Origin of the sequence: Leeia sp. (assembly GCF_041909055.1) — a bacterium.
Classification (GTDB): domain Bacteria; phylum Pseudomonadota; class Gammaproteobacteria; order Burkholderiales; family Leeiaceae; genus Leeia; species Leeia aquatica.
In genome coordinates this window covers 154,678-167,876 of the sequence record NZ_JAYREC010000004.1, presented here as the reverse complement: position 1 = coordinate 167,876, position 13,199 = coordinate 154,678, and the positions used below count along the sequence as shown (strand labels likewise).

At 60.5% G+C, this 13,199-nt stretch carries 11 protein-coding genes; 6 read left to right on the top strand and 5 right to left on the bottom strand.

Going from position 1 to position 13,199, the window contains the following annotated elements:
* Positions 1–13 precede the first annotated feature (13 nt).
* On the top strand, positions 14–1,261 hold the full coding sequence (glyA, locus tag ACE3O2_RS11680) for a serine hydroxymethyltransferase (RefSeq protein WP_374337679.1): 1,248 nt from the start codon (positions 14–16) through the stop codon (positions 1,259–1,261).
* Between the two features lie 66 nt (positions 1,262–1,327).
* On the opposite strand, the gene ACE3O2_RS11675 is transcribed toward glyA, so the two are convergent.
* Genes ACE3O2_RS11675 through ACE3O2_RS11655 form a run of 5 tightly spaced genes read right to left on the bottom strand, consistent with a single transcriptional unit; the run spans position 1,328 to position 5,621 of the window.
* Entirely contained in the window at positions 1,328–2,236 is a 909-nt protein-coding gene (locus tag ACE3O2_RS11675) for a patatin-like phospholipase family protein (protein WP_374337677.1), read from the bottom strand.
* A gap of 9 nt (positions 2,237–2,245) precedes the next feature.
* The gene (locus ACE3O2_RS11670) at positions 2,246–3,106 is read right to left on the bottom strand and encodes a L,D-transpeptidase (protein WP_374337675.1); all 861 of its coding nucleotides are present in this window, start codon (positions 3,104–3,106) and stop codon (positions 2,246–2,248) included.
* Positions 3,096–4,220, bottom strand: coding sequence for a M48 family metallopeptidase (locus tag ACE3O2_RS11665; RefSeq protein ID WP_374337673.1), 1,125 nt, complete (start codon positions 4,218–4,220; stop codon positions 3,096–3,098). Before ACE3O2_RS11665 ends, ACE3O2_RS11670 begins: the two co-directional genes overlap by 11 nt.
* Positions 4,221–4,258: 38 nt before the next feature.
* The gene (locus tag ACE3O2_RS11660) at positions 4,259–5,059 is read right to left on the bottom strand and encodes a TIGR00266 family protein (RefSeq protein WP_374337671.1); all 801 of its coding nucleotides are present in this window, start codon (positions 5,057–5,059) and stop codon (positions 4,259–4,261) included.
* 58 nt (positions 5,060–5,117) lie between these two features.
* The gene (locus ACE3O2_RS11655) at positions 5,118–5,621 is read right to left on the bottom strand and encodes a DUF2946 family protein (RefSeq protein ID WP_374337669.1); all 504 of its coding nucleotides are present in this window, start codon (positions 5,619–5,621) and stop codon (positions 5,118–5,120) included.
* Positions 5,622–5,717: 96 nt separating this feature from the next.
* Here ACE3O2_RS11655 and ACE3O2_RS11650 point away from each other — a divergent pair, with 96 nt between their 5' ends.
* The 5 genes from ACE3O2_RS11650 to argS all read left to right on the top strand — a co-directional run bounded on the left by ACE3O2_RS11650 (position 5,718) and on the right by argS (position 13,182).
* On the top strand, positions 5,718–7,598 hold the full coding sequence (locus tag ACE3O2_RS11650) for an ATP-binding protein (RefSeq protein ID WP_374337667.1): 1,881 nt from the start codon (positions 5,718–5,720) through the stop codon (positions 7,596–7,598).
* A gap of 161 nt (positions 7,599–7,759) precedes the next feature.
* The gene (locus ACE3O2_RS11645) at positions 7,760–8,998 is read left to right on the top strand and encodes an EAL domain-containing protein (protein ID WP_374337665.1); all 1,239 of its coding nucleotides are present in this window, start codon (positions 7,760–7,762) and stop codon (positions 8,996–8,998) included.
* Positions 8,999–9,114: 116 nt separating this feature from the next.
* A complete protein-coding gene (locus ACE3O2_RS11640; protein ID WP_374337663.1) occupies positions 9,115–10,086 on the top strand; it encodes a prephenate dehydrogenase in 972 nt (323 codons plus the stop codon).
* Entirely contained in the window at positions 10,073–11,365 is a 1,293-nt protein-coding gene (gene aroA, locus ACE3O2_RS11635) for a 3-phosphoshikimate 1-carboxyvinyltransferase (protein WP_374337661.1), read from the top strand. The genes ACE3O2_RS11640 and aroA overlap by 14 nt, the downstream gene beginning before the upstream one ends.
* Positions 11,366–11,463: 98 nt before the next feature.
* Positions 11,464–13,182: an arginine--tRNA ligase gene (gene argS / locus ACE3O2_RS11630; RefSeq protein ID WP_374337659.1), complete on the top strand. Its 1,719-nt coding sequence runs from the start codon at positions 11,464–11,466 to the stop codon at positions 13,180–13,182.
* Positions 13,183–13,199: the final 17 nt, after the last annotated feature.

The window sequence follows — 13,199 nt, the reverse complement described above, 5'->3', positions numbered from 1 at the left end:
GGAGCGTTGCACCATGTATAGCAAGTCCGTCACGCTGGCCCAGCATGATCCCGCTGTGTGGGCCATCATCCAGCAGGAAGTTCAGCGCCAGGAAGACCATATCGAGCTGATCGCCTCCGAAAACTTCACCAGCCCGTCGGTGATGGAAGCACAAGGTTCGCAACTGACCAATAAATACGCCGAGGGCTACCCGGGCAAGCGTTTCTACGGGGGCTGCGAGTACGTCGACCAGGTGGAGCAACTGGCGATTGACCGCGTCAAGCAGCTGTTTGGTGCCGAATACGCCAACGTGCAGCCGCATTCCGGCTCGCAGGCCAACCAGGCGGTGTACTTCTCCATCCTGAAGCCGGGCGACACCGTGATGGGCATGAACCTGGCCCACGGTGGTCACCTGACCCACGGCTCCCCGGCCAACCTGTCCGGCAAGATGTTCAACATCGTTGCCTACGGCCTGAACGCCAATGAAGAGATTGACTACGACGACATGGAACGGGTGGCACTGGAAACCCGGCCCAAGCTGATCATCGGTGGTGCCTCGGCTTACGCGTTGCGCTTTGACTTTGCGCGCATGGCCGAAATCGCCAAGAAGGTGGGCGCATACTTCATGGTCGACATGGCGCACTATGCCGGTCTGGTGGCTGCGGGTCTGTACCCGAACCCGGTACCGCATGCCGACTTCGTGACCTCGACCACCCACAAGACCCTGCGTGGTCCACGTGGTGGCCTGATTCTGGCCAAGGCCGAACACGAGAAGATGCTGAACTCCAACGTGTTCCCGTCGCTGCAGGGTGGCCCACTGATGCACGTGATCGCAGGCAAGGCTGTTGCCTTTGGTGAGGCACTGAAGCCGGAGTTCAAGGCCTATCAGGAGCAGGTGCTGAAGAACGCAGCAGCCATGGCGGAAACGCTGGCCTCGCGAGGGGTTCGCATCGTGTCTGGCCGTACCGAATCGCATATGTTCCTGGTGGACCTGCGCCAGAAGGGCCTGACCGGCAAGGCGGCGGATGCGGCGCTGGGTCTGGCACACATCACGGTCAACAAGAACGCCATCCCGAACGACCCGGAAAGCCCGTTCGTCACCTCTGGCATTCGCATTGGTTCGCCCGCCATTACTTCGCGCGGCTTCAAGGAAGACGAAGCCCGTCAGGTGGCGCATCTGGTGGCGGATGTACTGGACAATCCGAATGACGAAGCCAATCTGGCCACCGTGCGGGAAAAGGTGAAGGCGCTGACATCGCGCTTCCCGGTGTACGGCAAGTAAGCGTTACGGCAGGCCATAAAAAAGGAGGGGAAACCCTCCTTTTTTATTTTGCGCAGTTATCAACGCTCAGGGTTTTTGCAGCGCGGCCAGTTTCTGCTTGATCTGCGGCATCAGCGCTTGCGCTGCCTTTTCACCTTCCAGTATGGACATGTGTTTGCTGTCAAAATCGTCCGCTGCGAATTGGCCGACCTTGGGTGTGATCACCACGCTGGCCTGCTTTAGCTCTTCTTCCTTGATGGTCTTGCCCATGATGGTGGCAGACTGCAGCAGCACATCCTTGCTGCTGGTGATCGGACCGCTGTTCGGGCTGCCGGAAATGTCCACCGCAATGATGAAGTCTGCACCCATCTGCCGCGCATACTTGACCGGCACCGGGCTGACCACGCCGCCATCCACATAATCCACCCCGGCGATGTTCACCGGCTGGAATACACCCGGCACGCTGCTGGAAGCGCGCACCGCCATGCCGACATTGCCGCGCTGGAACAACACGCCCTGGCCGGTTTTCAGATTGGTGGCCACTGCGCCAAACTCACGCTTGAGCTTCTCGATGGGCTGGTTCTTGACGTTCTTGTTGATGAAATCCTGCAGGGCCTGCCCCTTGATGAAGCCCCGGTCCGGCAAGGTCCAGTCACCCACCTCATCCTGATCCAGACTCAGCGCCAGCTTTTGCAGGTCAAAACCGGAGTAACCTGCGGCATAAAGCGAGCCCACCACGCTGCCCGCGCTGGTGCCGACCACGATCTTCGGGTCAATGCCGTTGGCTTCCAGCACCTTGATCACCCCCACGTGGGCAAAACCGCGCGCAGCACCGCCGCCCAGCACCAGCGCAATCTTGACTGGTTTCGGTTGCGGCTTGGGTGTGGGCTTGCCTGCATTGGCGGCTGGCGTATTGGCGGGTGGGGTGGTGGCCGGGCAGGCCAGCAGCAAGCTGCTGAGTACGGTCAGCAACAGCATCCGGAAAACGGTGTTCATGTGTATCAATCAGTCTAGGGGCAGAAAAAAGCGGTCAGTATGCGGTGAAAGCGGTTGCAAGCCAAGTTCCTGCAATCGCGAGGCGGGCCAGTCGGTCTGGGGGGCGAGCCAGGCGGGACCGTCCAGCCCCGCATAGCGTCGTGTCAGTCCCGCCCGGAGCAGCAGGCGGCGAAACAGGTCAGGATGCACATCTGTGGCACAGAGCTGGGTGATTTCGCCCGATGCACTCAGTTGCAGGCCACCTAACCAGCCGTCGAAATGCAAGCCATATTGCAGCAGGATGGTTTGCGCTTGCGGGTCGTGGGGTAGACCCTGATTGGCGAAGTAGGTGGCGGCCATCTGCGTATCAACATTCACCACCTGTGCGCGTTCTTGCTGCGCCACAATATGAACTCGCACGCTTTCGGTCAAATGTGGGAAGAGGGCGATCAGGTCTTCATTGCGCATGCGGATACAACCATGTGACGCAGGCTGCCCCATGGGCTCCGAATCCGGTGTGCCGTGCAGGTAGATGTAGCGCTGCAAGGTACCCACCGACCCACCCAGGTTGAAGCCAGGTTCCAGCCCGTCCAGCCACACAATGCGACTCAGAATCCAGTCCCGGCTGGGGTGTTGGGCCGCCAGCGCCGGGCTGTAGATTTCTCCGGTGGGCAGGCGGGCCACAAAGACTGCACCCGGAGGCTCATCTTTGCCGATCAGGGCATGAATGCGATGCCAGCCACGAGGGGTTTGCTGACTGCCCGTTAACTCTCCTGCACCTCGCGCTCCGGTCGAAACCGGGTATGCCCCCAGCAGGGAGCCTGTTTCATCCAGCAGTTCCAGACTTTGCCGTGACAGGTCAATCAGCAGGGTGGTCAGCTTATTTTGCAAGGCTTTGCTTCAGTTTGGGCCACGGGTAGGGCAGGGGCGTAAACTTGCGAGCTTGCAACCCTGCCAGGCGGCTACGCAGGTGAGCAATCCGCTCCTGTGTATCCGGGTGTGAAGACAGCAATGCCGGCGGTGCGCTACCGCTGGCCTGATCGAGCTTCTCGAACATGCTGACCATGCCTTGCGGGTTGATGTCTGCTTTCAACAGGGTATCAAAACCCTTGTTATCGGCATCCCGTTCATGGTCCCGCGAGAATTTCAGGTCGGCCAGCTCGGTGGCCATCTGTGCAGGCAGGCTACCGCTGTAGTCGCCCAGGGCAAAGTGTGCAATGGCGGCGAGTCCGAGGTTTTGTACCATGCCCTTCAGGCTGTGGCGTTGCTCAACGTGCTGCACTTCATGTGCCAGCACTCCGGCTAGCTCCTCCGGGCTGCTGCTGGCTTTCACCAGGCCGCTGTTGACCACCACAATTCCACCCGGAATGGCAAAAGCATTGATCGCGGGATCATCGGTCAGATACCACTGGTAGCGGTAAGCGGATCCCTTGGTCAGTCGTTGGCCCATTTCCTCCAAGGGGGCCTGCAGCGGGCTCTGTTCAATCAGCCGCAGATGGGACTTCTGCGCTTCGAACACCGCCTGGCCCAGGGCGGCTTCCTGTTCTACCGTGATGCGATCGGTGGCCCAGCTGGCGATCCGGTCTGCTTGCCACCAGAGCAGGCCCAACAGGATCAGCGGCGTCAGAATCACCAGAACCAGCACGCTCCAGCCAATACGGACCACCCAGTTGGCTTTGCGCTGCACCTTGCTCAGCGCCGCCAGCTGCTTTTCCAGGCCAACGGGCGGTTTGCTCCGCAAACGCTGCTGGGCATTGAGGTCAGACAGGGCAATCATCCACTGCCCTCCCTCATGACGCCAGCTGAACTGCCACTGCTGCGCATTGAAGCCACCGCGACTGAGCTGGACCTCACTCAGCGGGGCCGTCAGGCGCTGCCCATCCGGCAGGCACACCACCAGCGAACCGGGAACCAGCTCGACCAGGACATCCTGGCCCGTGGCCTGGCCGGGGCTGAAACATTGACCGACAAAACTGTGCGCCGTCAGGCTGGCGGTGCTGCGCATGGCAAAAGGTATCCTGTATCAGATGGGTTCAGGGGAGGTCAGTCGTTATCACCGTCCAGCAGGCTGCCCAGACCGCCGAGCAGTGAGCCTTCTTCTCGACCGCCGCCGCCCTTGGCGTAGCTGGAGGCTGCAACAATACGGTTGGCCATGCGTGACAGCGGCAGGGATTGCAGCCAGATTTTGCCGGGGCCGCGCAAGGTCGCAAAGAACAGGCCTTCACCGGAGAACAGGGCGCTCTTGATCTTGCCAACATACTGGATATCGTAGTCAACCGAGCTTTGCATGGCCACCAGGCAGCCAGTATCCAGCCGCAGCACTTCACCGGGGGCCAGTACTTTTTCGCAAACGGTACCGCCTGCGTGGACGAATGCCAGACCATCCCCTTCCAGCTTCTGCATGATGAAGCCTTCACCGCCAAAGAAGCCCGCGCCCAGTTTTTGCTGGAAGGCGATGCCAATGGAAACGCCCTTGGCAGCGCACAGGAAAGAATCCTTCTGGCAGATCAGCGTACCGCCGACATCGGGCAGATGCACGGGCACAATGTGGCCCGGATAGGGGGCGGCAAACGCAACTTTACGCTTGCCCGTGCCATTATTGACGAAGATGGTGGTGAACAGCGACTCACCGGTCAGCAAGCGCTTGCCTGCGCCGAACAGCTTGTTCATGAAGCCCTTTTGCTGGGCGGAGCCATCGCCGAAAATGGTGTCCATTTCGACGCCATCTTCCATATACATCATGGCACCGGCTTCGCCCACGGCAGCTTCCTGCGGGTCCAGTTCTACCTCGACATACTGCATGTCGTTGCCGAGGATACGGTAATCAATGACGTCCATGGCCATGGTCGGTTTACTCCCTGTTGGTGTTAACTGCAATGATAATTCAATATGGCCGCCCTCTCTATGGGGTCGGCAGCGGATTGACGTTGAATTGTTGCAAGAGTTCACGGGATGCGACCAAAGGTAGCAAAACAGGCTGCCCTGCCAGGGTAAGTTGTGGCGGTTCTGTATCCAGAATGTCCAGCTGGGCGAGACTGCGGTCGTCCAGGATGGCCAGCCGCCCCTGCTCCGAGAGCCAGACTTGGCCGGTTTCATCCCGCCAGCCTTGCAGTGGATGTTGTCCCCAGCGCTGTCCAGTATGGTCATGGAGTTCGCCGGCAGTGGTCAGGTGCAGCACATAGGGGGCCGCATCCAGCTCGATATAGACGCGCTGGGGGCCATTCTGGAAGTAGTGGCATCCATCGGCTGCCGCTGCATAGTTGCGGCCAATGAAGTCACGCAAGCCCGGGTGGTGGACACGGGTGTTGTCCAGCCACCAGTCACCACGTGCATCCAGGCGCAGCCAGCCATAGACGGCGGGGACGCCAGGCCACCGCTGCAAAGCGCGCTTTACTTGATCGTCCATATACTCCCTGCTTCAATTTTCATGTTTTTCAGCTAGCATGACACTATCTGGGCGCGCATCATCGTTTCAACCCATTGCGACGGGAGTGGAGCCAAGTTGTTGAAGCGGGCGTTGTCAATCAAGCAGTCCATCATCGGTGCGATCATCATTGGTTTGCTGATCCCGTCATTGCTCAATGGCTATTTTTCCCTGCAACGTTCCGAACAGCAACTGCGCAGCAATCTGGAGCTGCAGCACGGTCAGGTACTGAGTAATCTGGTGCTGGCGATCCAGCTGCCATTGTGGAATTTGAGCCCGGATTCCGGCCAGCAGATTGTATCCTCGGTGATGGAAGATCCCCGCATTGTCCGCATCAGCGTAACCGATGCCCATCTGGGGACCTTTCTTGAGATGCACAAACCAGAGCGGCAACTGGGGCAGCTACGTACCCAGAGCAAGCCGGTGTACTTCGAGAATCAGGTGATCGGCTTCGTCACGGTCGTGATGGACGATGGTTATTTGCGTAACCAGATCGGCAACAACCGTAACGCCATGCTGTGGACCTTGCTGGGACAGCTGGCGTTTTCCCTGATGCTGATCGTACTGCTGCTGCAGTTACGGCTGGTACGCCCTCTGATGGGGCTGATGCGGGATTCTACCCGGCTGGCCGCTGGCATGCTGGAGCATCCCTTTACCTGGACCCGTAATGATGAGTTGGGCAAGCTGGGTAATAGCCTGGAATATACCCGGCAGGCACTCAACAAGCTGATTCATGAACTGGAAGAGAAAAACCGCCGCTTGGAAGAAGATCTGCAGGTGCGCAAGCGGGTTGAGGAGGCATTGCGGGCGTCCGAGCAGCGTTTCCGGACCCTCGCCAATGCCGCTCCGGTGGGGATTTTCCGTACCTCGGCGGATGGGCGCTGCATTTTCATGAGTGCGTACTGGAATCGGCGCACGGGTCTGGGGGTGGAAACTGTGATTGGCACCGACTGGACCATGCTGGTGCTGGCCGACGATCGGGGGCTGGTGCAGTCGCGCTGGCAGCGGGATTGCGAGCAGGACGGTGCTTACGTGGGTGAGTTCCGGGTGCCGAGCAGCTTTGGTGCGCCGTTCTGGGTGGATTGCAAACTGGCGCCGCTGGTGGACGACTATGGGACCCTGTCCGGTTATGTGGGTACCTTGATGGATGTGACCGAGCGCAAGCGCGCAGAAGTGCTGCTACGCGAAGCCAAAGAGGCTGCGGAATCGGCCAGCCGGGCCAAGACCGAGTTTCTGTCCAATATGTCGCATGAGCTGCGTACCCCGATGCATGCCATCATTTCTTTCTCGGAGATGGGCGAGCGCAAGCTGGGAACGGTCAGCAATGAAAAGCTGGGGCAATACTTCTCGCGCATCCATCAGAGCGGTAACCGCTTGCTGGCCTTGCTGAACGACCTGCTGGATCTGTCCAAGCTGGAAGCGGACAAGATGGTGTACACCATGCAGCCCACCCGTCTGGGCCTGGTGCTGGAAGAAGTGGTACAAGAGTTCATGTCGCTGGCGCAGGAGCGAGGCGTCGAACTGGTGATCCAGGAACAGGACCCGGTGCGGGCCGCCATGGATGCCATGCGCATCGGTCAGGTGGTGCGGAACCTGCTGGCCAATGCCCTCAAATTCACCGTGCAAGGCAGTCAGGTGCTGTTGACGGTCAAGGAAGCCAGCCATACTGATGGCGAAGAGGTGCTGGATGGCTTGCTGTTCACGGTACGTGACCATGGGCCGGGCATACCCGAGGCCGAATTGCTTACCATCTTCGACAAGTTCATCCAGAGCAGCAAGACCAAGGATGGTTCTGGTGGTACCGGACTGGGTCTGGCCATCTGCCGGGAGATCATTCAGGACCATGCGGGACATGTCTGGGCAGAGAACCACCCGGAAGGCGGAGTGATATTCAAGGTCTGGCTGCCGCTGGAGCAAGACACCTTAAGTCAGACCATGAACGCGCCATCCGTATTGTAATGCGCCGGCATGGTGCGAGAGGCGACGGTGCATGGGCCAGACTGGTGCGTCCGCGGATATTTTCATGACTTGCGGCCCGGTTGATCCCAGGCACAAGAATTGCAACCGACAACGGGCATACTACGATCAGGATCCAGATGCTGCCCATGAACGCGAGAGCCATGACACACCCTGTAGAACATACCCGCCCGAATCCTTTTGCGGCACTGATGGGTTTCCCCATGGTGGTGGAAAGCCATTTTCAGCCCATCTTCGGTCTGGCGCACCGTCATACCGTCGGCTTTGAAGCCCTGCTGCGGGTGGAGCTACAGTCGGCGCACTGGGGGAGTACCCGTCAGTTTCTGGAGCATGCTCAGCTGGAGAATGACAGCAGTGCGGTAGACTGCGCCTGCCTGGATCTGCATCTGGCCCATTTTGGGCAATGTGGAGGCAGTGGTAGCTGGTTATTCCTGAACTTGCTGCCTGAGGGTTTTGTGGATCGAGAGCTGGTCCAATATCTGCTGCCGGAGATGCTGGACCGCTACGGGCTGGCGGCGGATAGCCTGGTGCTGGAGGTGGAGCGGCTGGAACCCGACATGCTGGATGCCGCTCACGAAGCCGCCTTGGAGTGGCGGAATTTGGGCTGTCTGCTGGCGGTCAGCCAGTTTGGCCGGACCAATGCCAATCTGGACAGTATCTGGCGTCTGCGACCGGACATCGTCAAGCTGGATCAATCGCTGGTGGCGCGTGCCGCTCAGGATGGTCGTGCGCTCAATATGCTGCGCGGTCTGGTTTCCCTGCTGCACGATGCCGGGTCGCTGGTGGTGATTGAGGGGATCGAGAGCCATGCCCAGGCCATGGTGGCGATGCAGGCCGACTGTGATTTCGTGCAGGGTTTTTATTTCGGCATGCCACAGGCCGACATCCGGGTGATTGGCGAGCGCAGCGAAGTATTCGATCGCTTGTGGAATGATTACCGCCAGCTGGATCATGATACCAGCGTGGCGCAGCGCGAGAAGCTCGCACCTTATATCGAAGCCTTCCGGCATATTCCGACACGGATGATGATGGATGGACAAACCCTGGCGGTGGCCGCAGGCAGCTTTCTGGATCTGCCCGCTGCGGCGCTGTGCTTTGTGCTGGACAGCGAGGGCCGCCAGATCGGTGAGGGGCTGCCGGGGCACAGCCGACGGGTTGGCACCACGCGGTTGCACCGCTTGCAGGAAACCGCCGGAGCCAGCTGGATTCGCCGTCCATACTTCAGGGATGCCATGCATGCGCTCGGCGAGTTGCAAGTATCCCGCCCGTATCTCTCGGCCAGCACCGGCCGGGCCTGCGTGACCCTGTCGATCGCGTTTGAATCCGGCGGACAGTGTGTGGTGCTGTGTGGCGACCTTGACTGGGAGGATGCAGTCGGCTGACGGGCCGGTTATAATCGCTGCTGTGTGTCCTAACGTATCGACGAAAGAGCGTAGCGCAGGCTGCGCTCTTTCTGCTTGTGTTGCCTGAACTGTTGACGCCGGAGTTGAAAACCGCCATGCCTGCCACCTTGCCCCTCTCGGTTGCCCCGTTGCGCCGCCTGACCATTGTCGGGGTGGGGCTGATTGGCGGCTCGTTTGCACTGAGCCTCAAGGCCGCCGGGCTGGTGCGGGAAGTGGTGGGGGTGGGCCGCTCTCAGGCCAATCTGGAGACCGCACTGGAGTTGGGGATACTGGATCAGGCCACGACTTCGCTGGCGCAGGGCGTGGAAGGCAGCGAGCTGGTGCTGCTGTCTACTCCCGTGGGGCAGATGGGCGACTTGTTCCGCCAGCTGCGCGAGCTGCTGCCGCCCGGCGCAGTGCTGACCGATGGGGGTAGCACCAAATCCGATGTGGCGGCGCTGGCCCGCGCGCACCTGGGTGAACGGCTGGCCGATTTCGTGCCGGGGCACCCGATAGCTGGCGCCGAGTTCAGTGGTGCCAGTGCGGCCCGTGCGGATTTGTACCGGCATAAACAGGTAGTGTTGACGCCTTTGCCGGAGTCCAGCCCAGTAGCCGTGGCACGGGTACGCCAGCTGTGGCAGGCGTGCGGTGCCCTAGTGCCGGAGATGAGCCCGGCACAGCATGACCGGATTTTTGCGGCAGTGAGTCACTTGCCGCATTTATTGTCGTTTGCCCTGGTGGAAGAGCTGGCCCGTCGCCCGGATGGCGAGGTGTTTTTTCAGTATGCTGCCAGTGGTTTTCGAGATTTTACCCGCATCGCCAGCAGTCACCCTGAGATGTGGCGCGACATCAGCCTCGCCAACCGCGAGGCCCTGTTACAGGAGCTGGAGGCCTATCAGGCCCAATTGCTCCGTTTGCGCCAGATGCTGCTGGAACACGATGCCGCAGGACTGGAGGCGGTATTTGCCACCTCACGCCAGGCGCGCAATGCCTGGCTGGACAAGAAAAAGCAGGCGTTGCAACCGCTACCGGATGCCGCCTCCTCTAACCGCATAGCAGGAAATGAAGTTCCCGATGGAAAGTCTTGATCTCGCGCCCATTGCGGCGGTAGCGGGCAGCGTGCAGCTGCCCGGCTCGAAAAGCATCTCAAACCGTACCTTGCTGCTGGCTGCGCTGGCACAAGGACAGACCGAAGTCCGTGGTCTGCTGGATTCGGACGATGTGCAACACATGCTGACTGCGCTGCGTGCGCTGGGCGTGCACTGGGCCCAGCAGGGCAAGAGCCGTGACTTCGTGGTGGATGGGGCGGGAGGTGCATTCCCAGTCAAACAAGCGGCATTGTTTCTGGGCAATGCCGGTACCGCTTTCCGGCCCCTGACCGCCGCATTGGCCCTGATGGGGGGCGAGTACCAGCTGTCCGGTGTACCCCGCATGCACGAGCGCCCGATCGGCGATCTGGTCGACGCCTTGCTGCCGCTGGGCGCGCAGGTGACCTATCTGGGCACGCCGGGCTACCCGCCGCTGCAACTGCGCCCCGGTGTCAGGGTTGAGCAGGACAAGGTCTCGGTACGCGGCAATGTCTCCAGCCAGTTTCTGACCGCGCTGTTGATGGCCTTGCCGCTGACCGGGCGGGCAATCACGGTTGAGGTTGAAGGCGAGCTGATCTCCAAGCCCTACATCGAGATCACCCTCAACCTGATGCAGAAATTCGGCGTGACGGTCGAGCGGGATGGCTGGCAAGCCTTCCACCTGCCGGCCGGTCAGCAGTACCGTAGCCCGGGGGTGATCCATGTGGAAGGCGACGCCTCCAGTGCATCCTATTTCCTCGCCGCCGGTGCCATTGGTCAAGGCCCGGTACGGGTCGAAGGGGTGGGCCGCGACAGCATTCAGGGCGACAAGCGCTTTGCCGAAGCGCTGGAACAGATGGGGGCCTGCATCGTCTGGGGTGACAACTGGATTGAAGCCTCAGCACCGGCTTCGGGTCGCTTGCAGGCGATTGACGCCGACCTCAATCATATTCCGGATGCGGCCATGACCATTGCGGTTGCAGCCTTGTTTGCCGAGGGCACCACCACCATTCGCAATGTAGCCAGCTGGCGTGTCAAGGAAACCGACCGCCTGACCGCCATGGCCACCGAGCTGCGCAAAGTGGGGGCAACCGTGGAGGAGGGTGCGGATTATATCCGGGTGACGCCGCCCGCATCGTTGACGCCCAATGCCGTGATCGACACCTATGATGACCATCGCATGGCCATGTGCTTCTCGCTGGTGGCGCTGGGTGGGGTGCCGGTGCGCATCAATGATCCCAAGTGCACCGCCAAGACCTTCCCGACCTATTTCGAGGTGCTGGACAGCATCCGACGATGACCTGTGCCTGCGACAAGGACAGGTGAGTCTGGCGCTATCCCGTCAGGCTCAGGCAGTGTATTGAGCAGCCGTATCCCGGCTGCAGACAGGATTTGAACATGACTTTGCAACACTTGCTTTCACAACGGGTACAGGCTGCATTGACCGCCGCAGGCGCGCCGGAGGCGCAGGCCATGCTGCAACCGGCCGCGCGCCCGGAATTTGGTGACTATCAGGTCAATGGCGTGATGTCCGCCGCCAAGCAGTTGAAAATGAACCCGCGCCAGCTGGCCCAGCAGGTGGTCGATGCGCTGGACCTGACAGGGATTGCCGACAAGGTGGAGATTGCCGGTCCCGGCTTTATCAATATTCACCTGTCCCCTGCTTTCCTTGCCCAGCAAGTGATGAACGCACGCGCTGATGCCAAGCTGGGGGTGGAGCCGCTGCCGCCGCAAAAGGTGATGGTGGAGTACTCCTCCACCAACCTGGCCAAGGAAATGCACGTCGGCCATCTGCGCTCCACCATTATTGGTGATGCCATGGCACGGGTACTGGATTTTCTCGGGCAACAGGTGATCCGGCAAAACCACGTTGGCGACTGGGGCACCCAGTTTGGCATGCTGATTGCGCACCTGCTGGAGCATATCGAGGCGGGTGACAGCGAGTTGGCGCTGGGCGATCTGGAGGTGTTCTACCGTGAAGCCAAGGTCCGCTTTGATGCCGACCCGGCGTTTGCCGACCGTGCCCGGCAGTATGTGGTGCAGCTGCAGGCCGGAGAGCCGCAGGTGCTGGCTTTGTGGCAACAGTTCCTTGACGTGTCGATGAGCCATTGTGATGCGGTATACCAGAAGCTGGGCGTGCAGCTGACGCGGGCTGATGTCCGTGGTGAATCCGCTTACAACGATGACCTGCCTGTACTGGTGGCCGAGCTGAAGGCAAAAGGTCTGTTGACCGAGAGCGATGGCGCGCAGGTGGTGTATCTGGATGCCTTCAAGGGCCGCGACGGCGAAGCCCAAGCCTACATCATCCAGAAAAAGGATGGCGGCTATCTGTATTCCACCACAGATCTGGCGGCGATCCGCTATCGGGTGCAGCAGCTGCAGCTGGACCGCTGTCTCTATGTGGTGGATGCCCGCCAGGCGCTGCATTTCCAGCAGCTGTATACCGTGGCCGAGCTGGCGGGCTGGAAGCCTGCCAGTCTGCAGCTGGAGCATGTGGCTTTCGGTACCATGATGGGCAAGGACAACAAACCGTTCAAGACTCGCTCAGGCGATACGGTGAAGCTGATCGAGCTGCTGGATGAGGCGGAAGAGCGGGCGTTTGCGGTGGTCAGTGAGAAAAAACCTGACTTGCCGGATGCCGAGCGCCGGCGTATTGCACCAGTGGTGGGGATCGGCGCGGTGAAATACGCCGACCTCTCCAAGCACCGTACCAGCGACTATGTATTCGACTGGGACAGCATGCTGGCGTTTGAAGGCAATACCGCGCCCTATCTGCAATACGCCTATGCGCGGGCATGTAACATCTTCCGCAAGGTCGAAGCATTCGACGCTGCGGCGCCGGTACAGTTGCAAGAGGCCACTGAGCGCGGGCTGGCGCTGGTGCTGGCCCAGTTTGCCGATACCCTGCACCAGACCGCACGTGACAGCTGCCCGCATTACCTGTGTGCCTACCTGTACCAATTGGCAGCGCAGTACATGCGCTTCTACGAATCCTGCCCGGTGCTGAAGAGTGAAGGCGCGGTGCAGCAGAGCCGCTTGCAGTTGTGCCGCTTGACGGCGGATACCCTGCGCACCGGTCTGGGTCTGCTCGGCATTGGTGTGCTGGACACTATATAAAAGATGCTTGAGTTCTG